Below are 25,232 nucleotides of genomic sequence, written 5' to 3' on the forward strand. Positions count from 1 at the left end.
TGAAATTCGCTGTTATTGCTCAGCGAACAGATCAAAGTTTAACTATACTCCCAGCTAAGGTAGCTCATCTGTAACCTCATATTTTTTATAACAATTCCAAAGAGATCTCATCATGCGTAAAGGATTACTACTGCTCGTTTTTCTGTGCAATATCTTTGCCAGTATTGCCATAGCAGCTGATACCAGCCATTTGTTAAAGCAACAACAACAGTTTACTGCTCAGTTAGAAAAGATTGAGGCAGCAAAGGGAGAGCAAGCCCTGTTTCTTGAAGACGTATTGCGACGCAAGAACGCAGTACTTAGGGATAGTATTTCAAACCTAATCGCGCAGTCTCCCGACTCAAAAGAGTTAAAGACTCTTGTCCCGGCTCAAGCTAGCATGCTCCAAGCGCTAATTGTTCATGCGGATAAACAAGCGGAAACCCTATTTAGTAACACTCGAGATGCAGATGCTGCTGAGAAGGCGGAATACCAGTTTTTAACTCAGCAAAGGATCAGTAGTGTTGATATCTATTACACTGAGCTTGCAACGACCTTTGGTTGGGCTAAAACTCTTGGAATTGAATTGGATGAATCAGGGTTCAAGCAAGATCTTCAAAAGCGTAGCGAGGTGCTGTACGACATCGTTATTTATCTAGATAGCCGCAAAAGGGCGCTCGATGAGCGTATGAATTACACCATTGAGGCGGATAAGCCTGATCTAGAAAAACAAATTTTTGCCCTTGAACAGCTACAACGTTTCTTGCTCTCAAGCATGAACAATACCGTTACCTTAATGTCAGATTTTGGGTTGGATGTGACCGAATATAAGCAAACCTTGTTTGCCATGACAGGTGATATCAATGCTGATGTATTGGACGTGAATGTGGCATTTGGTTTACTCAGTGAATGGCTCGATTCATTTAAAGACTGGGCGTTGGATAACTCACCGTCATTGCTGGTTAAGCTACTCGTATTCTTAGCAATACTCTGGGTCACTCGCATCTTATCTAAGCTGGTCGCCAATCTAGTCAAGAAAAGCGTATCGCACTCAAAAATGGATTTTAGTGTGTTGATGCAAGATTTCTTTATCTCCATCGTAGCTAAAGCCGTTACCTTTATTGGCTTGTTAATCGCCTTGTCTCAGGTAGGCATTAACCTTGGCCCACTACTTACCGGTTTCGGTGTTGCCGGTGTCATCATTGGTTTTGCATTGCAAGACACTCTTTCTAACTTTGCTTCAGGGCTCATGATCCTTATCTACCGTCCATTTGATGTGAAGGACTTGGTTCAGGTCGCAGGGATTCAAGGTAACGTGAGTCACATGAGCTTGGTATCAACCACAATCCGTACTTTAGATAACCAAACCCTTGTCATTCCAAACAACAAAATATGGGGTGACGTCATCAACAATATGACCTCTGAGCGCGTCCGTCGTGTCGATATGGTGTTTGGTATTGCCTATTCTGATGACTTTGATTTTGCCAAAGAAATTGCTATTAAGGTTCTAGAAAACCACGATAGAGTTCTTAAAAACCCTGAAATGAATGTACGTGTACACACGCTAAACGAATCGTCCGTTGACCTAATTGTCCGCCCTTGGGTAAGAACCGACGACTACTGGGATGTGTACTGGGACGTAACCGAAGAGGTCAAACGCCAGTTTGATGCGAACGGTATTACTATCCCGTTCCCTCAAAGAGATGTGCATATTTTTAAGACTGATAATTCGTAAGCCCCGTCATTCTGGAAAGCTCAAATGAGCTTATCCAGAACCTTAGACTGCACATTGTTCAATTAAGTACTCTCTAAGATCCCAGATAAATTCCTATGGAATTTTCAGGGATGACGTCCAATTAATCGTCGCAACGTATATCTACTTGAACGCGTCATTCTGGAAAGCTCGACTGAGCTTATCCAGAATCTTAAAGTGCACATTATTCAATTAAGCACTCTCTAAGATCCCAGATAAATTCCTATGGAATTTTCAGGGATGACGTCCAATTAATCGTCGCAACGTATATCTACTTCAGCGCGTCATTCTGGAAAGCTCGAATGAGCTTATCCAGAATCTTAGAGTGCACATTGTTCTCTCAAGGCATAATTTAAGGTTTACTGAAATGAACCTATAGTCATAGTTGCCTCAAAACAAAAAACACAAACTCCAGACAAAGAAAAACCCCGAGGGCTTGCGCCCATCGGGGTTATAGTCTTACTCGCAGCAGTCCGGCTACTAAAAGTGCTCCATGCATCTAAATCCATGATAGTGTGCTTATCCTAAGCTTAATCCTTTCTCGCCTTCCTAGCGGTGTCCAATGCCTTATCCTGGCTGACCAATATCCTTACTGGTATCACTCACTTGTTCCTTGAGCGGTGTCCTTTACATCATCCTGATGTTTGTTCCTTTCCTCTATCCTAGAGGTGTCCATTGCCTTCCGTTGCAAGCTACCATCCTAGTAACTTCTGTATCCGTACAATGTCCTTAATCCTTTTTCAACGACAATCCTAGTCGTTGCTCTTCATCCTGAAGATTCCATAATGCCTGCTTCCTGCTGACAACTTAAGTTTCGTTGTTTTTGGCCTTACTAACAATAGGTGTGAGACTTTCACTCAATACCAAAATTATTGAAATATACGTCAATCATAATAAATTCAACAAGTTAAGTGGTGTCAGCCGTTATTTTCTGGCTGAGATAATCCTATTCTCCTACGACTTTGTAAGAGATCTCGCACAAGCAGAGTAGAAGATCTCACCCTTATACCCTTAAAGGCCGCCTGCTTGTTGTCACATTTTCCTGATTTCTTGGCTTAGCTGAGCCAAATTTCATTGCTATGATTAGTATTGTCAGCGTCATGGAGGGAACAAAAATGCAGAAAGTTCGTACGGCATCGTGTAGCTGTGGTCAAGTTGAGATCATAGCTAAAGGCGCTCCTATCCGTTCAGCTTTATGCCACTGTGTCTCTTGTCAGAAGCGCACAGGAAGTGTTTTCGGTGTGCAAGTTCGTTTTCTGTTAGAACAAGTCACCATTAATGGAGACCTCAATCAATTCACTCGAATTGCCGACAGCAATAACTCTGTCAATCACAGCTTTTGCCCTGCATGCGGCACAACTATGTTGCTTTCATTATCAGTAGCAAGAGAGTACGCCATCATCCCTATGGGCGTCTTCAACGTACAAGACTTTCCACCACCCAGCTTTTCCGTTTACGAAGAGCGCAAACATGACTGGGTGCAGTTTTCTCAACAAATGGAACATTTCTTGTGACCGCAACAAAATACCAACAAAGCACACTTTATCGTTACAAAACATGGCAGAGATCATATATTTCAGAATCTCACCCTGAATAATTAGACATTTTTAATGAATAGTATTGCTATCAAACACGAAGATGCTTATCCTTGCGCGCAATTTGATAGATTCATAAATGAGCTATCTGACATAACAATTCTAGTGTCCTTATTTAGACGTTAAGCACGAGTTAAAAATGCAAACTAACACAACAAACAAATCAGCACCGAACGATGCAGAGCAGCCTGTAAAAGGCAATTTCTGGATGTTCTTCATCCCTTCTATCATCGGGTTGTTCTTATTCATGGCTCCAATCAGCTATGACGGTAACCTAACGATTCCTGTTGCTGTATTAGCCAAAACCCTTCAAGGTGCGCTAGATGGTAGCTTGATTGGCATCATCACGTTGATCATTTCGGGTATGGCACTAGCGTCACTATTGTGCGCTATCAAAACGCCGCGCTTTATCGAAGATAACGACTTCTTGAATGGACTGTTCAAGCCATCACCTCTTTGGCTTACTGTGCGTATTATCGGTGGTCTTGCTGTTGCGTTAACCTACTTTCAGGTTGGCCCAGAAGCCATCTGGGAAGAAAACACGGGCGGGTTGGTTCTAGACGGATTGTTGCCAACGCTGTTCTCTGTATTCATTTTTGCAGGCTTGCTGCTTCCTTTCCTACTTAACTTTGGCCTGCTAGAGCTATTTGGCACCCTATTAAGCAAGATCATGCGCCCGTTATTTAACCTCCCAGGACGTTCTGCTATCGACTGTATGGCATCTTGGTTGGGTGACGGTAGTGTTGGTATCTTGATGACCAGCAAGCAGTACGAAAGTAAGTTTTACACCCAGCGTGAAGCCGCTGTTGTGGGTACGACATTCTCGGCTGTATCTATTACCTTTAGCTTGGTTGTTATCGCTCAAGTTGAACTAGAGCATCTATTCCTACCTTTCTATGGCGCTATCTGCTTAGCGGGTTTTGTAGCGGCTGTGATTATTCCTCGCCTACCTCCATTGAGCCGCAAGAAAGACGTATTCATTGATGGCTCGAAACCACACCATGATGCGAACGCAATTCCTGCAGGCCATTCGACCTTCTCTTGGGGTATGGACTTAGCACTACGAAAAGCAGGTCAGGTTACTTCAGTTGGCGCAGTGGCTAAAGAAGGCGTTAAAAACGCAGTCGATATGGTTTTTGGTGTACTACCTGTGGTTATGGGCCTAGGTACTATCGCATTGGTAATCGCTGAGTACACCTCTGTATTCGCAATTATGGGTAAACCATTTGTCCCGTATCTTGAGCTTCTGGCTATTCCTGAAGCAGTAGCAGCATCACAAACCATCGTAGTTGGTTTTGCGGATATGTTCATCCCTTCTATCCTAGCGGCGTCTATCGATAGCGAACTAACGCGCTTCGTTATTGCAGCAATGTCGGTAACACAGCTTATCTACATGTCAGAAGTGGGTGCTCTACTACTAGGTAGTAAGATTCCAGTGAATATTGGTGAACTGTTCATCATCTTCATTCTAAGAACCTTGATCACCCTGCCAGTTATCGCAGGTGTGGCGCACCTAATCTTCTAAGGCTAGGTACTCAACGTTATAAAGCCCGAGCATCGCAAGATGCTCGGGCTTTTTCATATCGGAATAATAAAGACAGTTACCCCAGTTGGGCCGCTTCCCACCCTTGAATGGCAACCTTACGATCACTGCCCCAGCGGAATTGCCCGACATCGCCATCACCGCGAATAACGCGATGACAAGGTATTAGAAAGCCAATGGTGTTGGACGCTACAGCACTGCCTACGGCACGTGAAGCCTTGGGTGAACCAATGCGTTCAGCTATCTGAGAATAAGAGAACAGTTCTCCAGAATGGCTTTTCATCAGCGCTTCCCACACCTTAATCTGAAAATTAGTGCCTTTAACGATAAGGTGCACCTTATTACCCGATCCAGAAAAGATACTATTCGCGATACCTTGGGCGTCCCCTTGCTTGAATGTCGCCAATGGCCATTGCTCCTTCAGTATCGCTAGCGTCTCAAATGCATTGCTGTCTGCAAACTGTAGAAAGCATACGCCTCGCTTGGTCCAACCAATCACTGCTGTTCCAAACGGTGTATATGCTTCACCAAAAGAAATAATTAACTGCGCACCTAAGCTTTTCACTTCGCCAGGCGTCATCGCCTCACAAGACACGATGAGATCATGCAACCGCCCCGTACCTGACAAACCCACATTGTCGGCTGCATCAATAAGGTTAGAGGAGCTCTTTAACACCTCAAGCGCACGCTCTTTGGTCAGCGACTGCATAAAACGCTTTGGAGAAATGCCTGCCCATTCAGTGAAAATACGCTGTAAGTGGTACTCGCTCAAATGAACATGCTCTGCTACTTCGGTGAGGTTTGGCTGACGATTCAGATGCTCCCGAATAAACACTATCGCTTTTTCGACAGTATCGTAGTGACGCTGCTGACTAGTATTCATGTTTCACCTTTCGATTTGATGCGAGCATTTTCTTTATAGAAAACCCTGTTACTAGCATGGTTCCGCCAATGACAAACAGAGCCCCTAACGCGGTGTTCCATCCCACTTGTTCATCGAGAAATAGATAACCCCATAGAATGCCAAAGAGAGGAATTAAAAAGGTCACAGACAGTGCTGATGGCGGACCAAGATCTTCAATAAGCCTAAAGTAAAGAAGATAGGCGAGTCCCGTACACACAACCCCTAGCAATATCACTGAAATAGAAATCTGTACGTCAGGCATTTCTCTAATTGGCATAAAGGGCAATAGAGGCAGCACAATCAAACACGCTGCCCACATGCTCCCGTGGGCATTATCAAACGACGAGATCTTGGGAGCATTTTTGGCATAGTTACTGGCGATACCATAACAACAAGCAGCCATAACACCTGCAATCATCGCTACACCAGAATTCGCAGGCAGAAGAGCATTATCCAGCCCAACCAAAATGTATACGCCTATAACACCAGAAATTAGACCCACGATAACCCTTAGCGTTGGCAGACTTCTTGACCAAACAATCGCGATTGCGGCACCCCATATGGCGGCAGTTGAGTTCAATATCGATAGAATAGATGCCGGCAAGGTTTGTGCTGCATAGGCAAACAATAAAAAAGGCAACGCCGTATTCAACAATCCAATAATAAAGAAGTGCTTAGTGTGTGCAGTGAAATCCAGTTTCTTCTTCATATACCAAGCTACAACCAGCAAGCTCACCGCAGCAAATAGCACCCTTGCTTCAATAAGATAAGCGGGGCCTAGTGCATTAGCGGAAATGCGCATGAAGAGAAATGAACCTCCCCAGATCGCAGCTAGACAGATCAGACGTAGCACGCTCGATAGAGTCAAAATAGAGAACCTAGTGTCATTTAATCAATAAAGTTAAATCAGTGTGATAGTTAACGCACCGATACTCAACCCGATTCTTGCGCAATTCACTAGAAATCACCTCTAGAACAGTGCTTATCTCTGCAACAAAATGCTTACAATAAAACCACAAATGTGATCTTGCTCCCAAATTGTTACAATTCATTCACAAGCATCACAAATAGTTCAATTTAGTGAAACTTTACTATTAAACAATAAGTTAAGATAAATTGTAGTGTGGTCTTGATGCCTATTCGGTATTCAAGAATTGATTTTTACTGATAGGGATTTCAGCCAATGAAAAAAATCAGCTTAGCTGTCTCACTTCTGCTTGCGGTGTCCTCGGCGTCAATAGCCGAAGAAACCAAAAGTCATCAACATCATTATTATGGTGGTATCAACCTAGGTACAACCAGCTGGGGGAATTTGGGTTCTGGCGTAACTGACGTCACTCGCGTTGACGACCCAGATTTTTCTTGGGGTGTATTTATAGGCATGCAAACGCTGCCATGGCTTGCCTTTGAACTGGGTTATCAAGACCTAGGAGAAGCTGACCTCAAAGATGTTTCGGGTAGCTACGATGCTCAAACCATAAACCTTTCCGCGAAACTCTCATACGATATTGTCGAGCGACTAGCCATCTACGGAAAAGTCGGTACCCAGTGGTATGACTGGAGCGCCAATGGTTCGGGTGTATATGAGGATGATAGCGGTTGGACACCTCACCTTGGTGTAGGTCTCGAATTAGCATTCGACAAAAACTGGTCTGGCGCGCTGGACTACACTTGGTATAACGATATTGGTGGTCCAGACATCAACTATTTCGGCATCTCAGCGGCCTACCACTGGCGCTAAACGCAACACAAACTGAATTTAATTTGCTCTCCAGCATGGATGGATAGCACTTATTTCACTCAGGAGGATTATTGTGAAATATAAAGTAATCGCATTAGCTGTTAGTGGTGCCCTTTTAGCGGCATGTGGCAGTGACAATGATAATTATGTAACCCCACAAAATGTTACCGTTCAAGCATATGATGGCGGTGTTCGAGGCATTGAAGCTTTCTACGATTGTGGTGATGGCGACATGTTAATGGGTACGACTGGCGGCGGTGGCTTCCTAGAGATTGGTCTAGGCAACTTCCCTGAGTTTACTGAAAACCCAGATCAGTGTGTGGTCAGCTTTGGACCTACTCAAGGTGCTATTGATGAAACTAACAGTAAAGATATGAGCGATGTTCAGTACATTGTTCCACTTGAGCTGTATGAAGCAAACACCGTTATAGCTGCTACGCCATACACGACGCTGATCAACAAGCGTATAGAAGAGCTTGAAGCGGCGGGAGAAGATGTCATCATCGATGACATTATCGATGATGTTTTTGAAGACTCTTTGCCTGATGGCGCAGATCTTACTGATGCTCAAAAACGCCAACTTCTAAGCGATCCTGATGCTGCTTTAGCTTCAATGAGCGACGATGTAGCCGCAAAAGTTCAAGCATCAACAATCGTGTTGTCTGACGCATTAGTAGCTCAGCCTGACAGATCAACTGACGATTTAACAAATGTAACCAAAACTATTGCCACTTCATTGGCTGCAGATCCTAACTTTCCAGTGAATGAAAGTACTGGTGCGCCAACCTATATTGACGTGTCTGAAGACCTTAAAGATGACACCGCATTTGACGATGTAGTAACGCGAGACCCTGATCCAGAAGAGCCGTTACCAGATGACACTCTTCAAGATGGTGAAGAGCTTCCAGAGGAACCACCAGCGGTAATTCCTCCTCCGGGCGAGGAAACCCCACCACCGACAGGTGGTACTGGTGGCACTGCAGGATAAGCAACTGCCCAATGACGCCTCTTTGATAGAGGCGTCAATTTTTACAGCTCGACAATATCTACCCCCTAGGATATGGATGTTCCTATGCGTACGACTGCCTCTCGCACCCTTGCTCTCTCTCTGGTAACTGGATTTAGTTACCCTGCTCTCGCTCAAGTTGATATCTTGCCTTCTCAACAAGGCTTTAGCGGGCTTATCTTTACACCCAATGCGCAAACCATAGAAACTGGGCGAGGAAGTGCCTTGTTTAGCCAAGGTGTGCCCTATCGTGGAAGCATCGCCGAATTAGACAACTGGTACGTCAATGCTGGTGTATTCCCGCATCTTGAAGTGGGTGGGCGCATCGTTACACAAACTTATGATTGCAATGGATATACAGAGTCTGGCTGTGGCATTCGAGATCTCTCTGCTACCGCTAAATTTCAGCTTCCGTATTTAGAAGACCTTACTGGCTTTAATCTCGCCTTTGGTGCACAAGATATTGGTGGCGCAGCAAGTAACTTCGACGCGTATTTTGTGGTTGCGGATACCGAGATAGAGTCGTTTAACTTGCGCCTCAGTGGTGGTTACGGTCAGTCGGATCTCAGCTTGGGCGTACTAGACGGACCTTTTGCTGGTGCTGAATGGCAACCATTTGATTTTGTTCAACTGGCTGGTGAGTACGACGCGCAGGAATTTAACGCCGCTGTGCGCTTAATGACGCCACGAGATATGCTGCCTTACGGGGCACAACTGGCCGCTCAATATCAGCTTTACTCTGGCCATGAAAATCAAGATCAAACCTTATGGGGCGTGAGTGCCTCAGTGCCCTTCTTTGGTGATACCTTCACCCGTAACAAATACTCAGATGTTAAGCCTGATTCACAAACACAGGTTGAAACTCAGCTCGCTAAGGGTGATGCCAGCAGCCTAACTCAGCTTATCGGTAAACTAGAGCAAGAAGGGTTCGTGAACATCCGTGTTGGTGCGAACCTAGATACCTTAGTTATTGCACTAGAAAGCAAACGCTATCAGCACAACACCATGGATGGCGCAGGTGTGGCCCTAGGTATCATCTCTGCAAACTCAGGTGAAGGTTTATTTGCTGACTTACCTCGTGGCTCAAGCAAGGCCCAAAAAGTAGAGCTAGTGCTTTTGCAGAATAAAGTCCCAATGCTCTCTATCAATACTGAGCTGAACTGCTATCGTGACTTTTTGAAAAGTGGCGCTGAATGTGAGCAGATGCGGTTCTCTAATCAGGACTTAGCTGCAAAATTAGACCAGACACAATGGCGCTATGAAACCGTCAACGACGGCTTTGGCTATAGCGAACTTATCTTTTCGCCTGTAATGAATTATGCCGTTGCAACCGAATACGGCTTCTTTGATTATTCTATCGGACTTGGTACCAATCTTTATACTCCGCTATGGAAAGGTGCTGCTGTTGATGTTCGTCATATCCTACCTATCGCCAACAGTGATGATTATGATGATGGGTACTACGAATCTGATGCTTTGGAAAACGAAGTTGATCGCGCCTTAGTGCATCAAGCATTTCGTCTACCTGCTAACACCATGACGCTATTTAGCGCTGGTCTAATCAGGAGCGATTACTATGGCGGGCAAAATGAAACCCAGTGGTACAGCACTAGCGGTATGCATAACCTAGGTTTTGAGGCGGGCTATTTTACCGCCAAAGACAGCATTGATACTGAAGACCGAACCCCGCTTCTTGCTCATTATCGACTCTCCGTTGCACAGTGGAACTGGCAAATGCAGGTGCAAGGGGGTGAGTTTTGGGGTGGCGACCAAGGGGTGAAAGCCACGTCTAGCCATTGGCTTGGTGACACACGCCTAGACGCTTCTTATTTAAACAGTGAAAGCGAACAATTTGTCACCTTGAATGTATCGATTCCTCTTACCTTCTGGCGCGGTATGAAACCAGATTATCTGACCGTGCGCGGTGTTAGTGAGTGGAACTTTAGCGTACAAACTCGAGTTGGCGAGAGCCATAACCAGCTAAACACTGGGCTAGGCAAAACAGCGAATAATTACCACAACCTCGACAGACAGTACTTCAACAGAGCAAGGCTCAACCCGAATTACTTTGAAAACAACCCAATCCGCCTAAGAAACGCTTATCTGCGTTACCTAGATGAAGTGGTATACGAGTAACAAGCTAACGATTCGCAGGAGGCCTTTGATACCAAGGGCTTCTTGCGTCCGTCACCTCAAATAATTCATATTTACGCATTAGCATCTGTCCGCCATCTCGAGTAATGGGTTGCCAATTAAAGTTGGCTCTGTTTTGACTAGGCTTCACTGTCATTACATCAAAAGGAATAGATACGTAAAATCCCTTAGTAAAACTACCTTCGCCATATTCTTCCGGGGTTAAGTCAGACACGCTGGCAAAGACTCCCGCAATCACACCCGAGTCAAATTGCTTGGAGAAATCAAAGCGCGCACCGTAGTCACCCGCTAAAAATTCACCGACTCCGACCTTAAACAAGGTATCGTCCAGCAAAGACAACTTAGGGGCATAGTAAGCAGTCACAAACCCTGTGGTACCTTGATCGATAACGTTGTAGTAGCGCTGATCTACCTCACTATATTGAGTAGGACTATCAAACACCCCAAACCATGATTCAGGGTCGCGTTGATAAATGAGATTCACATCCACACCAAACGCCCAGCTGCTGTTTAAGGGGCGGTACAAGACCTCTCCGCCCACTCCTGCAAACATCATTTCTAAATACCCGCCATACAATTGCGTGTACCAGTTTGAGCCAAAATCTTCAAACCATGTGAGCTGCAAATTCTTCATGCGTAGACGATTCTCATCCACATAGGCCCTAAATAGGGTTCGCACCCTAGGTACATCAGTACCATCTGGTGGGGCGATGTAATTAAACTTGTCGTAGTTATCGAATAGATTGAGATACAGCGAGCCACTCATCTGCAGATTAGAGGTGAGCCAATATCCAGCATCCGCATTAACACCAATACTGTACAGGTAGAAGCTCTCCGCAGAACCAAAAGACTGTATAAGCTGCGGTGAAAATGCATAATCGAATCGATCGAAGTCTTCATACTGTGGGCTAGAATCAACGTCATCGACATTGCTCACTGAGACTGAATCATCATAGTTAACATCGAGATACTGCTGTTCATGTGCCGCCACGAAAGTCTGACTATCAATATCCGTCTCGGTCAATAATAGAGCTTTATTGGTTTCGACAATAGATATGGTATTTACAGAAGGGGGCGTATGGTTGAGCGTAATGACTGCAGCCCTATTTCGGGCGAGGTCTCTATCTCGGTACTTTTCTTGCTCTGCAGAAATGAGTATTCGCTGCTCGTCCTGCCTGATGCTGTGCACCTTATATCCCGCTACATCATAGAGCTCTTGAGACAGCTTTTCATAATCGGTAGTAGAAGAGGAATCTCTTTGTTGAGCAAGTCGCGGTGGCCGTTCATCAACCCAGGTGGCGTATAGATCATTAAAGTTGGTGGATAAGGTTACACCTAACGCCAGCGTATCGCCTCGCTCATAACTGAATCGAATTTGCGCCCAATCGTCTACGCGATAAACCATTCCAAAGTTCACTGGAATATGCTGAGTCATATCGGCTGTGCCTCTTACTACAGGGGCATCTTGTGAATAATCATTGGTATCGTATTCAACCTTAAACGAGAGCGGTTCAAACGGGGTCTGATATTCCAATCCCGCATAGATTGAAGCAGGCCCAGAAAACCAACGGTCCACATCAAACTGACCACCATTGCCACTATACTCATTGGGCCTTTCACAAAATCGATCCGCCACTGAGCACATAGGGTTAGAGATATTGCCACTCTGACCTAAATACCCCCAAGCGATGCCGACCGTTGCATCAAAAGGACCAAAACGCTTGCTGGCCGCGATAAACTCCCCATCAAATAACCCCGTACCACCAAAGTCTCTAAAGCCAATAGATAGCTCTGGAATATAACGACTCTCTTGCAATAAGCGGATCTTAAAATCAATCGCCTTATCAGCCAATTCGTTATCACCACTAAATTCAGTATCTCCACTGTAGAGTAAATCTTGAACTAGCGTGTAGCGAACCGTTGTCTCAAGCCACGGGAGCACCTGCAAGCTAATACTGTAGAAATGGTATTCGTTATTCCAAGTGCCGTTTAGGCTAAATTCTCCCTCTCTCGCCATTCTGCCAGTGGGCATTTGCATTAGGCCAACACCACCAAAATCAGATTGAGAAGGGGTTGCTTGCGCGCTATAAAAGAGATCACCGGCCAAGCTCTCGCTGCTTATAGAACCCAACAATGTCAGTCCAATAACGACACCATACCGCAACCTCATAGCCCCACCTTATGAGTGAGCAATTCGACTATCTTAAGGTTGAGCTCCTCGTTTTCCCAAGCAAGGCTCCTTAGACCAATAAAGATTGTCGCACCTGGGGCAAAGTAGACCTCTTTTCCGTTCCACCAGCCATAAGGTAGTTGTGTCATCTCGCCATCTGGCTGTATAACAAAAGCGAGGCTTTTCTGAGCTCCCGATAGCAGGTTTACATGGTGATTCTCTAGATAGTCTGAAAGCTGCCAATGAGGCTTAAATGGCACTAGGGTGGGTTTATCTATGGCTCCCATCAAACGAATTTGTGTGGGCCTTGTTGATTGTAATAGCCGAAAACGAAGCCCTGCATTTTCATTTTGAAAGGCTAATACAGGGTCAGTTGATATTTGGCTGCGAGCCCAGTCAGCATCAAGCCTGTACGGCAACCGTCTAAGATAAGTAAACTGCTTAAGCTGTTCTAAAATCGCTTGGGAGGATTGATTTAGACTCTCGTTATTGGGCTTGCTGGCTCTCTGCTCAAGCTGATTGAAGATATCTTTTTTCTCGGCAGCCATGTCCGATTTTTTATCTAACAAAGCTAAGTGATTCGCGAGTACAAATCTGTCCGGTTCAATCCTTTGCGCATCAATCAGTATTTGGCTTAGTCGCACAGCCTTCGAGTAATAAAGCTCTATCTCTTGATTGGGCAACTGCACGGTTATCGGCGCAGCCAAAGCCTTGCCTATACAAAGCATTAATAAGAAGATTACGTAAGCAGATGCTATCGAGCGAGGGCTAATCATTCGTCATTATCTGCCTATTAGCCAAAGTCGCGGATTAACAAGAGCTCAATACTACTCATGTCTGGGCCTATATGTTGAATGGTTTTAATCACCCTCCCATCACGATCTACCCAAAAATGATTTTCAAAACCTGTATCAAGAACTTGGAAGTACACTGTCTCGATGTAATGATTCGTTGTGAATTGTTGTAGGGGGGTATCAACGCTTTCAGACCCTATTAGCCTGCGAGTAATTGTGGCCTGATAACCATAGCGATAACCAGGTTGCCAATCGTATGTTGCTTGCCATGAGACTGGGGTATCTGACCCAAAAGGATATTGCTGTGTAGTGACCTCCGCTAAATTATTAACAGGCATAGCCAAAGTCTTTGTGATTCTCCCACCTTCTGTGACAATCATAGCCCTATCTTGAGCTACCCATTTCAATTCAACAGAAGATTGACCCGAGAGGGTATCAGCATAAGCCAATACCATGTGTATCTGAGGGCCTTGATCAACACGCGCATAAAGGCTGGCATATGGCAGTTTTTGTAATCGCTCATCAGCAACAACAACATCCTCAGCACCCCATACCGACTGCTCAACTGTCACTCCTACATCTTGAAATTTCTGCGAACACCCTACGATTGATGAAGATAGGATAAAGAGCAGTAATATCCTTTGTGTCATCTTGCTATCCCTGCAAAGTCCAAAGAAAATCTTCATTAACAATAGATTACAGACAAAAAAAAACCACTTCCTGGCTGGAAGTGGTTCATATGATTTTTTAGGCGTTACCGATTTTGAACCGTTGTGGAAGGAGAATCATCTCCGGCATCGGCTATCGCTACACCAGCAACAATAACAACAGCACTCACAGCCACAACGGCCCCAATAACCGTGCCCGAGGCGAGAGTTGTAGCGGCAGTCCCTGCAGCAACCCCTCCAGTAGTGGCACCCGTCGTTGATGTAGCAGAGGTTGCGGCTCCAGTTGAAGTGCTCGCGCCTTCGGTGCCCGTTGCCACCTCTTCAGCGGCAAAAGATAAACTTGCAAAGCTCACCAGCAATAGTGCTAAAAAACTCTTCACAGTACCTACCTTATAGTAGCGCAAGCGCACTCTATTTAGAGCGCTCGTTAAAATCAACGTGTTCAGACATGCTTCTCCACATCTTGGCTTTTTCTGCATCAGCTAACGGGTTTTCCGGCGATTTATACCAATCAGCCAAAAACATCTGCGCCCTAACACAACGCCTGTTTGCTGCGTGCTCAATAAGCTGGATCCCTTTATCCATATTACTGCGAATACCAAATCCTTCGAACAGAGCGATACCCTGCTCATACTCGGCTTGCTCATCACCATTCAATGCATCGAGAGCATTTCTCCAGTAACGATATTTATCTTGGGGTACAACATCCTCAGGCGTTGATTCACACACCCTTACGATGCCTTCAATGCCGTCTCTGCTATCTTGCAAAGCGGCTTTTTCAAACCAATATACCGCCTCTTTAGGGTGTGCTTGCTCACTTTCTAGGGCCAATTCAAGTTGCTTAGCCAAATGTCCATTATCAGCAAGAGCGACCTTTTCTTTATGAATTCTTACACGCTCCGCTTCAGCTAAGTGAGCTTGCTGCTCAGCAGCTTGTCGTCGTCTCTCTGCCCGTTCTGTGCGACTTGAAAACCATTTCGCAACACCTAAAAACACAATCATAAAGGCTAAAATCGAGCCGACGGTAGCAATCATCTCAGTAACTGTATCCATACAGTATCTCCGTGCGACAAAAGCTCGGTCTGTCATTCCATCATTGTGATGGTTTGGACATACCAAGCGCGGGTATCATTAGACTAGTAAACTCAACCTAGCCACTACGACACCGTTAAATTATAGTTCAAGATCTCACTTTCTCAGTCTTAACCATACTTAATTCAACCTTTGTAATCACAAAGTCACCAATACTCGCTATTCTTCATTGTTTAATAACGCAGATCTTTCACCTCGGATTCAGAGCTATGGCACACAATAAGCTCAATATTTATCAAGTATTTACTCGATTGTTTGGCAACAAAAAGACAGCGCATGTACCCTGGGGAACAAAGGAAGAAAATGGGCTGGGGAAATTCAGTGATTTTTCTGATTTAGCGTTATCGGAAATCCGAAAATTGGGCATGACACACGTTTGGTTTACGGGAATTCCGCATCATGCCGTTATTGCTGACTATACGAATATCAACGTTCAAAACGATCATCCACTTATAGTGAAGGGGCGTGCGGGTTCGCCTTACGCAGTTAAAGACTATTACTCAGTAAACCCAGATCTAACAGACGATCCCGAAGTGGGGTTATCTGAGTTCAAGCAACTTATTCAGCGGTGCCACAAGCACAATCTAAAAGTCATCATTGATATTGTCCCAAATCATGTAGCGCGCCAGTACAGAGGGTTAAATAACCCCAAAAACGTCACCGACTTTGGTGTAAATGATGATGCAAGTGTTGAATACGCTCCAGATAACAACTTTTACTACATTCCAAAGCAAAGCTTCGTGATTCCTAATATACCCGCGGAGTTTGAACCTCTAGGGGAAGAACCCCACTTTACTTCACACCCAGAGTTTTGCGAATATCCAGGCAGATGGACAGGCAATGGCGCACGCACTGCTCAGCCTAGTTTTAATGATTGGTATGAAACGGTAAAAATAAATTATGGAATCCGCCCTGACGGCAGTAAGGATTTCGAGGAGCTTCCAGGTCACTACCGACGCCTAAGCTATCAGAAACATTACGAATTTTGGCAAGACAAGCAAGTACCTGATTCGTGGAGAAAGTTTAGAGATATCGCACTCTATTGGTTGGCCCTTGGCGTTGATGGCTTCCGCTACGATATGGCAGAGATGGTGCCTGTTGAATTTTGGAGCTTCATGAACTCCAGCATCAAAAGGCAATTTCCTGGTACTTTTTTATTGGCAGAAATCTATCAACCTAGCCTTTATCGCGACTATATCGAGCTAGGCAAGATGGACTACCTGTATGACAAAGTTGGCCTCTATGACACCCTCAGAGCGGTTATGCGGCGAGAGCAATCGACATCTTCAATCGATAGTGTACAAAAAGAATTGTTCGATATAGAACAGCACATGCTGCATTTTCTTGAAAACCACGACGAACAGCGAATTGCATCGCCACAGTTTGCTGGCAAAGCAGAATTGGCAAAGCCCGCGATGGTAGTCAGTGCCCTAATGAGCTCAGCGCCTACCATGCTGTATTTTGGGCAAGAAGTTGGCGAGCCCGCTAACGAAGATGCCGGCTTTGGCAAGCCTTCACGAACCTCCATCTTTGACTATATCGGAGTACCCCATCACCAACGTTGGATGAATGGTGGTAAATTCGATGGCGGACAACTCACAGAGCAAGAGAAATCGTTGCGAGATTTCTACTCAAAGCTAATGAACTTCACTTTACAGTGTAAATCTCTACTTGGAGATTTTGACAGTCTACAACAAGCCAATGAAGAGCAACTGACCGAAGGCAGAGACAGTGTCTACTTGTTTACTCGCACAGCTGTAGCCACGAAATCCGTTGAGTGTTTAATTGTGGCGGCAAACTTCGACAATGAAAATACCTTTGATATTTCCATCACAATACCGCGAGAACTCATAGCTAAGTGGAGGCTTGACGATGGTAGCTATACACTCCTCGATAACTTAGGAGAGGGCCCGATCTATAAAATGAAGGTACACAATGGTGAAGGTAGGATTAACCTGCAGTTATCACCAAGTGGGTCTGTAGCGCTGACCTTGGCTTAATTGACTCACCTACTGCGTCAAAAGCAGACGTCATACTGGCGGACGATGGAATGCCTGCCCAGCAGTATCTTAGAGTGCACATACCCAGCCCCGAACCACCTAAGATTCCAGCTCAAGGTTGGAATGACGAACCGCTGGATGGAGCGTCAACATCTGCATTGTTTCAATCATGAAGACAAAAAAAAGCCAGAGTAAGGTTTAAACCTTCTCTGGCTAACAGGACAAATACACAAAGTATTTCGGGTTAAAATTTAGTTGGCTTGGCGAGCCTCTAGTGCATCAATGTACACTTGCTGAGCACCTTCTACGTTAAGCTCTTTTGCTTCATCTAGCAGAGCAAGAGCTTTTGGCATGTTGTCTTCTTCGACGGCCTTGCGAATAGCATTGTGGTAGTAGTCTTGTGTTGATTTCTCTACCGTTGCGTCTAGGTTTTGAGTTCCTTTATCTGCTTCATCTTTTGCAAATATTCCAGCACTTGCACCTGCTACTTCAACAACCAACTTACCCGTTTTAGAGTGTGGGGTTGGAATGTCTTTCAATTCAGGCATGTAACCGCCCTGACCTTCTACCATAGCGCGGTACGGGTCAACACGATCGGTTGTTTTAGCCAGTTCTTCCGGAGTCGTATAGATCAACATAGTGACCGTCTTTTGATCAACCGGCGGTGTAAATCTGATTTCAGCTACTAGACGATCACCCCACGCTAAACGCGGACGACGATATTCAAATGCTGATGAATCGTATTTCTCAATCACTTCACCATCGTTAGAAACGATCATGATTTCTGGAGAAAAGAATGTCTTCTCAGAAGTCATGTTACTGGTTACTGATATTTCCAATGGACCACGGTTTGAAGGAATTTCAAAAGCAACAACAGGGCTATCAATGGCATCGTTGCTCAATACCTGTGTACTTTGATCAATCGTCACTAATGCTTGAGTATCAAGAGCAAAAGGTGATTTGATTAGCGATGCTACTGAAGTAGCGGCGGCATCTGATTGCCCCACTTGATGAATAGTATCTTGGGTTGCACAACCAGCAAGAGCCACACAACAACTTAACACTAAGGCTCGTAATTTCATTGGATGTTTCCTTTGTTATTTTTTTAATGACTTTGAAATCGAATTGCCTGTTATAGCAAATACAGAAGCGTAAAGCCCTTAAAAAAATAGCCGACTGAACGTCGGCTATATTCAATAAACCTAATTCAAACTAGAACGGTTTGATTACCACCATGCTTCAGCTTGGATACCAACAACGTACTCAGTGTCGTTGCCAGTGCCAAATGCATCATCATTTTCTGTATCTAGGATGTAAGAACCGTATACGCGGATCTCAGGACGAGCCCAGAAGCTGCTTCCCATTGCCCATGCTTGAGCAACTGTAACTTTAGCGTTACCGAAGTCTTCAGTACCAGTGCCACCTAGACGCTCACCAGCGTTGTAACCACCTTCGAATACTGTGCGCATAGTGTCGTTCCACTTGTACATTGGACGAACAACAACAGAGTACTGGTCGATATCATGCTGAGAAACACCGTCGCCAATATCTTGACCTGCTAGGTATGCTAACTGGTGACCCATTTCCCAAGAGTCGCCCATTGAGATAACACCCCAGTTCAATAGACGGTAACCCGTAGAATCATTAAATTGGTCTGTACCACGAGCGTAGTAAGAACCTGAACCCCAGAAGTTAGCAGCCTGAACACCGTAACCAGCTGTACCATATTGGAATACAGTTTGGTTGAAGCCATTGCTTAGACCTTGTTGAAGAATCAATGTAGCTAGTAGGCCATCATCAGCTTGCTCAGATACACCAGAATCTTTATCTACTGCGAAGTTGTAAGCAAGAGCAACTTCTAGGTTAGCATCAGACCATAGACCAATGTTTGCTAGACGCGCATCAAAGATGAAACCTGAAGAATCACTGTTACCTGCATCTGGGCCTTGAGTTGTATTATCACCATCTTGGACAAGTGCTACAGAAAGCTTAGTATCACCAATAGAGATGTTTTCAATACCACCACCAGTACCTGATGTATTCAAGTAGTAGAAGTCAGTGATATGGATGTCTTTACGTTGGTAGTATGTTTTACCAGCCCAAAGTGTTGCACCACGGTCAAATGCTAGAGCACCTTGTGCTTTCACAGCAAACTGTGCAACGTTGAAGTCAGCGTCTTCCCAACCGTTTGCACCTGGAGCGCCAGAAGCAATCATTGACTCAATGCGCCAGTTAACTTCACCAGTTTGAAGATCTTGAGCAAGACCAAACTCAGAGTAGTTGTCGTTTTCGTTACCTAGACGACCAATACCGTTTTTGTTTACTGATACATCAGAACCACTGTTACCACTGATACCAGTACCAGCACGCATGTAACCGTTAAACTCTACAGCCATAGCTGATGTAGATAGTAGGGCAGCTGTAACCGCTGCTGTTAGTAGGTTTACCTTTTTCATTATTCGTTAACTCCCGAAACGATTTTTTTTGTTTTTCTAATACATTCTTAATTGCTTAACAGTCCATTCCGTTAATACAGCCAACCAAAAATGTAAGTGCGAAAACTGTTCTTATTCGACAGGAGAGATAATAGTTCTAACGATAAAAGTCGGAGTCCTCCTCCTTTGGCTAAATAGCGGGGGAAGTAGGGAGGGGGTGAGGGGGCGTAGATCTAGCTACTTGTATAGTTGATCACACAATTAAGGAGGAGATCCCTCATTGCTAGAGATAGAGGTCACAGTTGATTGTGTGCAGAGTTAGATCTATGTCTCTATTTAAAAGTTCCATCTGATTTTGATTTAATTTCGTTAAATAGTATATTTCGTGATGTAGATCTCAACGACCCTTGTCTAAAGCTCTTTTTAGAGCTTTATTAGTGAGCCCTCCCCTACCAGCCCAGTAAAAATGGGTAAGTTAGCCATCCTATAGATAGTGTACGCTGTTCAATATTTTGAATTAAAACCTGCTCAGAACAGGCTTCATCCCACAATCCACTATTGCGTTAACTGGCCAAACCTTTTAACTTAACCCTCAAACCATTCACAAAATAAACAAAAGACAAAAATAACGAATGAGTAGTAAGAAATCGCGCCCCTATCCGCTAGGCGCTGAATTAGATAAAAGTGGATGTAACTTCTCTATTCATGCACCTAGCTGCAAAGAGATTTCTCTAGCGCTTTTCGACTCCAAAGGTGAGTTCAAAGCCTACCCAATTACCGAAAACTACGCTGGCATTAAACACATCTATATAGAGGGTGTTACTGCGGGCCAAGAATACGGCTTCATCGTCATTGACCCAAATGGCGAAAAGATCCTGCTGTCAGACCCTTACGCCAAAGCTTTGAGCGAACCTCTCAACTATAAGACGCCATTTTCTAACGAAAAAAGCTGGTCAATGGCCAAGTCTGTCGTCACCTCATCAGAATTTGACTGGCAAGAAGTCGAGCACCCTCGTTTAGCTCGCTCTGAAATAGTGTTGTTCGAGACTCATACTAAGGGACTGACAAAGCTCAATAAGAAGGTTCCTTCTCAGCATAGAGGCAAATATCTAGGCCTGGTAAGTGACGAGATGCTTGCGTTCTACAAAGAACAAAACATCAACTGCTTACAATTGCTGCCTGTGGCCGCTTGCATGCATGAACCGCATCTACTGGATATGGAAAAGGTCAACTACTGGGGTTACAACCCTTATGTGTTTATGGCGCCAGATCCACGTTATGCAGATACCGATGCCGTTCAAGAGCTAAAAACCACGATTCGTGAGCTACATAAAAATGGCATCGAGGTCATTTTAGATGTGGTTTACAACCATACCGCTGAAGGTGGTGATGGTGGTCCTGTCTTCAACCTCAAATTACTAGACAATCAATACTACCTTAAGCACGGTTGCCACTACGCTAACTTCACTGGCTGTGGCAATACGGTCGATCTTAATTACCAACCCGCGCTGACCTTAGTCATGGATACCCTTCGTTACTGGGTACAAGAGTTCAAGGTTGATGGATTCCGCTTTGATCTTGCGGCAACTCTGGGTCGCAACGGTGATAACTTCAATCGTGAAGCTGCTTTCTTTAAGGCGGTAGCACAAGACCCTGCTCTTAAAGAGACGAAGATGATTGCGGAACCGTGGGATATCGGTCCAAATGGCTATCAAGTGGGTAACTTCCCTGATGGTTGGAATGAATGCAATGATAAGTTCCGCGACATTACTCGAAGCTTTTGGAGAGGCGATCAAGGCTTCTTGAAAGAGTTTGCCACTCGCATCATGGGCTCACGTGACCTGTACAGCGCAAGCCGTTGGCCACATAAGATGACTATCAACTACATCACCTACCACGATGGCTTCACCATGCAGGACTTAGTGTCTTACAAAATGAAGCACAATGAGGAGAACGGTGAGCACAACCATGATGGCCATGGTGACAACCGTTCAGATAACTTGGGAGTGGAGGGTGAAACGCCAAGCGCTGATGTCATCCAATTGCGAGAAAAGCGCAAGCGTAACTTCATGAGTAGCCTGCTGTTCTCTTTCAGTATTCCTCACATTCTTACCGCAGATGTGGTGTCACACACCCAAAAGGGCAATAACAACGCCTATTGCCAAGACAATGAAACCAGTTGGTTAGATTGGGAACTTGAAGCCCATGAAGAGAGCTTCAAGTTGTGGCTAGCGAATATGCTACAAGCACGTCGCGAACACATGATCCCATTCATTGAAGCATTTAGCGGAGAAACCCGTAACGACAACCGAGTGAGTTGGCATCGCCCAGATGGCAACTTGATGGAGATGGATGACTGGAATCAACTGAACGCTGTTTCGTTGAAGCTAGGTATCGGTAAAGATGGTGCAGAGCTGCTGTACTATATCAACCAATCGCAAACACCTGCTCGCTTCAAGTTACCTGATGGTGGAACCGATCGCTGGACATTGATTTGTGATACTGGTGAATCAGAAACAGGCAAAGGTACCATCAGCAGAGATATGCTACTCAAGCCTCAGTCTATGGTGATTCTGAAGGCTAAAGGGCCGGCAAAGATACTGCCAGTTAAACAAGAAACCTTAGAAGCCTAGTAGCGCTCATCCCTTACACTTAGCCTCAGCCTTTGCTGGGGCTATTTTTTTCTTAAAAATACATACACCTCCCCTACCTATTCACCAATACCTTCTCGCTCTGGTATCAGTCATTCGCAGACAAAAGAACCGACATACCCGACCTCCCCCTGTTTTATATCAAGACTACAAATATGGAAACACGTTTTAATATGGCCCTTGTCATTACATGCCAGCAAACAAATGAGAGCTTGATCACACATTAAATTAATATACAATCGCCCTTCGTTTCAAAGCGGACAAAAAGTAACCGCGAAACTTAATGGCGTTCAACGCTCAACTAAATTAACAACAACGAACTCAGTATGGCTTTACCAAGAACTATTATTCGGCTTATGCGACCCTATGTGGTTGTGCTCAGTACAATTTTGATTTTCGTTGCTTATCAGCACTATGCCAGTGTTAAAGATGATGCGCTGAAACAAACACAAGCTAACCTCAGAACAGCTTCAAAGCTGATCCAGGCGCAATTGAAAAATAGCGTCAATATTTTCTCATCCCTAAATCGCTCCGCTGAGCTCGAAGATCCTAGTGCCGCAAACCTAAATGCTGTCGATATCATCCGTAATACCGAGAATTACAATGATATTTTGCGCTATGACCCAAGCACAAACTCAGCGGTATCTGAAACTGCTATTTTTAATGCCAGCATGTATAACACCGATGCTACTGCGTTTGATATGCAGGACGCTAGCTGGACCGATATCAGCTTTATGGACAATCGATTTCAGATATCGAGCCTTTATCGCAGCCAGAACCGTCGTTGGGTTGTTGGCCTACGTGAGACAAACCCTGCAGGCATTCCACAATACATTATTGAATTTGATCTGATGTATGCAAGTCAGGCGTTCATCGACCTGCGCACTCTAAACAGTGGCAATGTGTTTATTGTTGATAGAGCGACTGGCAAGGTGATACTCCACCCTAATCCAAATAGGATTGGAGAAATGGCGGTTGTTTATAAGTATTCAATTGCCGGTGAGCTCTCGCAAGATGAAAGAACTCAACCCGTTAGCTACTACTTTTCCGATACACCAAGCTACGCCTTTAATCCAGACAGTGCATTGCCGAACAACCAGCTGTACGGTTCAATCAACTATTTCTTCCATGGTGATGCAAAACTTGCATCCTACAACGCTAGAAATAGCATGAACTGGATCTATTTCTCGTCAATATCTCGTTCTGACCTGTTTGCTCACAGCTATTCAGTACTGCTTATTGGCTTCGTAGCACTGAGCTTATTGCTATTCGTATCTATCTTTCATTACCTGAACAAGCAGCTACAGGTAGCACTCGCTGACTTGTCAAAAGCAACTACTTTACTCGAGTTCAAAAAACAGGTTCAGACTCTATTAGAAAGGTTCTGCACACGTCGACGTGTTCAACTTTGCCTTTACAATCACGAGAGTCAGACGTTTTACACTGTCGATTATCATGGACAAGAGCAATCGCTACTCATTGATAAAGAATACGCTCTAGACTTACTGACAAGTGAAGTGAAGTATCAACGATCAGGAAGCCAAGATCCGCTGGCCAAACAGATTCAGTTTAGTGCCAAGTATTACCGTGTACCCTTACATGGACACAATGGGCTTACTGGCGTGATTTTCCTTGAGAGTAGATTCCAGACATTCCCAAGTTTGATGAAATTACTACAGAATTTCATCGAAACTTCTCTGTCTAACGTATTGTTTCAACAGCAAGTTTTACAGCGTGATGCGACAACAAATCAAGATAACTTGTTTACACTGCGCAATAAGATCAGCCGCTACAAGGGTCACCGTGATGTGTACCTCCTAACTATTGATGTCGATGACTTGAAGCTGATTAACTATAAGCACGGCTATACCTGCGGCGACCAGTTGATACTGGAGATGTCGAGTGTGATTTCGAAGCACTTCCCTGCGCCATCCACACTATCAACGGCTAGAACAGGCGGCGACGAATTCTGTGTGCTTTATCATGCCGTGGATCAGCAACACGCATTTAGCTTGGCAGAGAACCTTCGTGAAGCCATTGAAAGGCATAAGCTTGTCTTTGATACCGTCAACGTTAACTTTACTGTCAGCATTGGTGTATCTCACCTACGTGACTCCGTAGACAAGACGCTTTCGTCATCACTACAAGCCACAGACAGAGGCAAGCAAAACGGCAAGAACCTTGCCATCATGAGTGCCGCTTCTTGATGATTGTCTGGGAGATAGGGTGATTGCCGATACCCTATCTTCGTCGTCATTCTGGAAACCCAATAGGGTTATCCAGAACCTTAGGATGCACATGGCTTGGTTCGGCACTCTCTAAGATCCCGCTGGGCTGGCATTCCAGATAAGTTCTGAGAACTTTCCAGGATGACGATTTTAGCTCTGAACTGATCGCTGAAGGCTTCTAGCTATCAGCTGTCAAAAATGGCAACTCTCGTCGTCTCCAAAGTCTTTTATTGGAGACCTCTTCAACTACTGAACTCACCAGATCCCCGATAAAAGCATTCGGAGATGACAAAGCTCAACTTCGTCATGCTCGAAGTGTTCTATCGAGCATCTGCTGTGCTGTCTACCTAGCAATATAATCACTAGATCTCCGATAGGAGCACTCGGAGATGACAGAACCCACCCCGTCATGCTCGAAGTGTTTTATCGAGCATCTGCTGTGCTGTCTATCTACCAGTGTATTAACTAGATCTCCGATAGGAGCACTCGGAGATGACAGAGCCCCCCGTCATGCTCGAA

General features: G+C 44.8%; 18 protein-coding genes. 9 read left to right on the plus strand and 9 right to left on the minus strand.

Annotated features, from left to right (window positions below; genetic code table 11):
* Positions 1–112 precede the first annotated feature (112 nt).
* The 3 genes from OCU35_RS18805 to OCU35_RS18815 all read left to right on the plus strand — a co-directional run bounded on the left by OCU35_RS18805 (position 113) and on the right by OCU35_RS18815 (position 4,852).
* Positions 113–1,714, plus strand: coding sequence for a mechanosensitive ion channel family protein (locus tag OCU35_RS18805; RefSeq protein ID WP_261826212.1), 1,602 nt, complete (start codon positions 113–115; stop codon positions 1,712–1,714).
* A gap of 1,133 nt (positions 1,715–2,847) precedes the next feature.
* Positions 2,848–3,246 carry a GFA family protein gene (locus OCU35_RS18810; RefSeq protein WP_065210406.1) on the plus strand — a complete coding sequence of 133 codons (399 nt, stop codon included), beginning with the start codon at positions 2,848–2,850 and terminating at the stop codon, positions 3,244–3,246.
* Between the two features lie 220 nt (positions 3,247–3,466).
* Positions 3,467–4,852, plus strand: a complete 1,386-nt coding sequence (locus tag OCU35_RS18815; protein WP_017028029.1) for a YjiH family protein — start codon at positions 3,467–3,469, stop codon at positions 4,850–4,852.
* 76 nt (positions 4,853–4,928) lie between these two features.
* On the opposite strand, the gene OCU35_RS18820 is transcribed toward OCU35_RS18815, so the two are convergent.
* Both OCU35_RS18820 and OCU35_RS18825 read right to left on the minus strand, forming a co-directional pair.
* The gene (locus OCU35_RS18820) at positions 4,929–5,753 is read right to left on the minus strand and encodes a methylated-DNA--[protein]-cysteine S-methyltransferase (RefSeq protein WP_261826213.1); all 825 of its coding nucleotides are present in this window, start codon (positions 5,751–5,753) and stop codon (positions 4,929–4,931) included.
* Positions 5,743–6,642 carry a DMT family transporter gene (locus OCU35_RS18825; protein WP_261826214.1) on the minus strand — a complete coding sequence of 300 codons (900 nt, stop codon included), beginning with the start codon at positions 6,640–6,642 and terminating at the stop codon, positions 5,743–5,745. Before OCU35_RS18825 ends, OCU35_RS18820 begins: the two co-directional genes overlap by 11 nt.
* A gap of 315 nt (positions 6,643–6,957) precedes the next feature.
* Between OCU35_RS18825 and OCU35_RS18830 the strand changes: the two genes are divergently transcribed.
* From OCU35_RS18830 to OCU35_RS18840, 3 genes are all read left to right on the plus strand, one after another.
* On the plus strand, positions 6,958–7,515 hold the full coding sequence (locus tag OCU35_RS18830; RefSeq protein WP_261826215.1) for an outer membrane beta-barrel protein: 558 nt from the start codon (positions 6,958–6,960) through the stop codon (positions 7,513–7,515).
* Between the two features lie 73 nt (positions 7,516–7,588).
* Entirely contained in the window at positions 7,589–8,503 is a 915-nt protein-coding gene (locus OCU35_RS18835; RefSeq protein ID WP_261826216.1) for a hypothetical protein, read from the plus strand.
* Positions 8,504–8,587: 84 nt separating this feature from the next.
* On the plus strand, positions 8,588–10,657 hold the full coding sequence (locus OCU35_RS18840; protein ID WP_261826217.1) for a YjbH domain-containing protein: 2,070 nt from the start codon (positions 8,588–8,590) through the stop codon (positions 10,655–10,657).
* Between the two features lie 4 nt (positions 10,658–10,661).
* Here the strand turns inward: OCU35_RS18840 and OCU35_RS18845 are convergent, their stop codons facing one another.
* From OCU35_RS18845 to OCU35_RS18865, 5 genes are all read right to left on the minus strand, one after another.
* Complete coding sequence (locus tag OCU35_RS18845; RefSeq protein WP_261826218.1) at positions 10,662–12,845, minus strand: YjbH domain-containing protein; 2,184 nt, start codon at positions 12,843–12,845, stop codon at positions 10,662–10,664.
* Positions 12,842–13,621, minus strand: coding sequence for a capsule biosynthesis GfcC family protein (locus tag OCU35_RS18850; RefSeq protein WP_261826219.1), 780 nt, complete (start codon positions 13,619–13,621; stop codon positions 12,842–12,844). Before OCU35_RS18850 ends, OCU35_RS18845 begins: the two co-directional genes overlap by 4 nt.
* A gap of 17 nt (positions 13,622–13,638) precedes the next feature.
* Positions 13,639–14,289 carry a YjbF family lipoprotein gene (locus OCU35_RS18855; RefSeq protein ID WP_102451282.1) on the minus strand — a complete coding sequence of 217 codons (651 nt, stop codon included), beginning with the start codon at positions 14,287–14,289 and terminating at the stop codon, positions 13,639–13,641.
* 104 nt (positions 14,290–14,393) lie between these two features.
* On the minus strand, positions 14,394–14,687 hold the full coding sequence (locus OCU35_RS18860; protein WP_133126486.1) for a hypothetical protein: 294 nt from the start codon (positions 14,685–14,687) through the stop codon (positions 14,394–14,396).
* Between the two features lie 31 nt (positions 14,688–14,718).
* The gene (locus OCU35_RS18865) at positions 14,719–15,360 is read right to left on the minus strand and encodes a tetratricopeptide repeat protein (protein ID WP_261826220.1); all 642 of its coding nucleotides are present in this window, start codon (positions 15,358–15,360) and stop codon (positions 14,719–14,721) included.
* A 248-nt stretch (positions 15,361–15,608) separates the two neighbouring features.
* Between OCU35_RS18865 and OCU35_RS18870 the strand changes: the two genes are divergently transcribed.
* Positions 15,609–17,399, plus strand: a complete 1,791-nt coding sequence (locus tag OCU35_RS18870; RefSeq protein ID WP_261826221.1) for an alpha-amylase family protein — start codon at positions 15,609–15,611, stop codon at positions 17,397–17,399.
* Between the two features lie 251 nt (positions 17,400–17,650).
* On the opposite strand, the gene OCU35_RS18875 is transcribed toward OCU35_RS18870, so the two are convergent.
* Together OCU35_RS18875 and lamB are read right to left on the minus strand one after the other, a co-directional pair.
* Positions 17,651–18,481, minus strand: a complete 831-nt coding sequence (locus tag OCU35_RS18875; RefSeq protein ID WP_102485014.1) for a MalM family protein — start codon at positions 18,479–18,481, stop codon at positions 17,651–17,653.
* 144 nt (positions 18,482–18,625) lie between these two features.
* A complete protein-coding gene (lamB, locus tag OCU35_RS18880) occupies positions 18,626–19,855 on the minus strand; it encodes a maltoporin LamB (protein WP_102380720.1) in 1,230 nt (409 codons plus the stop codon).
* A 611-nt stretch (positions 19,856–20,466) separates the two neighbouring features.
* On the opposite strand from lamB, the gene glgX reads away from it, so the two are divergent.
* Both glgX and OCU35_RS18890 read left to right on the plus strand, forming a co-directional pair.
* Positions 20,467–22,467: a glycogen debranching protein GlgX gene (gene glgX / locus OCU35_RS18885; protein WP_261826222.1), complete on the plus strand. Its 2,001-nt coding sequence runs from the start codon at positions 20,467–20,469 to the stop codon at positions 22,465–22,467.
* Positions 22,468–22,859: 392 nt separating this feature from the next.
* On the plus strand, positions 22,860–24,692 hold the full coding sequence (locus tag OCU35_RS18890; protein ID WP_261826223.1) for a sensor domain-containing diguanylate cyclase: 1,833 nt from the start codon (positions 22,860–22,862) through the stop codon (positions 24,690–24,692).
* Positions 24,693–25,232 lie beyond the last annotated feature (540 nt).

Source organism: Vibrio breoganii (assembly GCF_024346795.1).
Lineage (GTDB): Bacteria > Pseudomonadota > Gammaproteobacteria > Enterobacterales > Vibrionaceae > Vibrio > Vibrio breoganii.

What these genes read in the sequence shown, in the direction of transcription:
- glgX (WP_261826222.1), top strand. Translation starts at nt 20,467, where the DNA reads ATGAGTAGTAAGAAATCGCGCCCCTATCCGCTAGGCGCTGAATTAGAT.
- OCU35_RS18805 (WP_261826212.1), top strand. Translation starts at nt 113, where the DNA reads ATGCGTAAAGGATTACTACTGCTCGTTTTTCTGTGCAATATCTTTGCC.
- OCU35_RS18865 (WP_261826220.1), bottom strand. Translation starts at nt 15,360, where the DNA reads ATGGATACAGTTACTGAGATGATTGCTACCGTCGGCTCGATTTTAGCC.
- OCU35_RS18815 (WP_017028029.1), top strand. Translation starts at nt 3,467, where the DNA reads ATGCAAACTAACACAACAAACAAATCAGCACCGAACGATGCAGAGCAG.
- OCU35_RS18850 (WP_261826219.1), bottom strand. Translation starts at nt 13,621, where the DNA reads ATGATTAGCCCTCGCTCGATAGCATCTGCTTACGTAATCTTCTTATTA.
- OCU35_RS18810 (WP_065210406.1), top strand. Translation starts at nt 2,848, where the DNA reads ATGCAGAAAGTTCGTACGGCATCGTGTAGCTGTGGTCAAGTTGAGATC.
- OCU35_RS18875 (WP_102485014.1), bottom strand. Translation starts at nt 18,481, where the DNA reads ATGAAATTACGAGCCTTAGTGTTAAGTTGTTGTGTGGCTCTTGCTGGT.
- OCU35_RS18845 (WP_261826218.1), bottom strand. Translation starts at nt 12,845, where the DNA reads ATGAGGTTGCGGTATGGTGTCGTTATTGGACTGACATTGTTGGGTTCT.
- lamB (WP_102380720.1), bottom strand. Translation starts at nt 19,855, where the DNA reads ATGAAAAAGGTAAACCTACTAACAGCAGCGGTTACAGCTGCCCTACTA.
- OCU35_RS18820 (WP_261826213.1), bottom strand. Translation starts at nt 5,753, where the DNA reads ATGAATACTAGTCAGCAGCGTCACTACGATACTGTCGAAAAAGCGATA.
- OCU35_RS18870 (WP_261826221.1), top strand. Translation starts at nt 15,609, where the DNA reads ATGGCACACAATAAGCTCAATATTTATCAAGTATTTACTCGATTGTTT.
- OCU35_RS18830 (WP_261826215.1), top strand. Translation starts at nt 6,958, where the DNA reads ATGAAAAAAATCAGCTTAGCTGTCTCACTTCTGCTTGCGGTGTCCTCG.
- OCU35_RS18855 (WP_102451282.1), bottom strand. Translation starts at nt 14,289, where the DNA reads ATGACACAAAGGATATTACTGCTCTTTATCCTATCTTCATCAATCGTA.
- OCU35_RS18840 (WP_261826217.1), top strand. Translation starts at nt 8,588, where the DNA reads ATGCGTACGACTGCCTCTCGCACCCTTGCTCTCTCTCTGGTAACTGGA.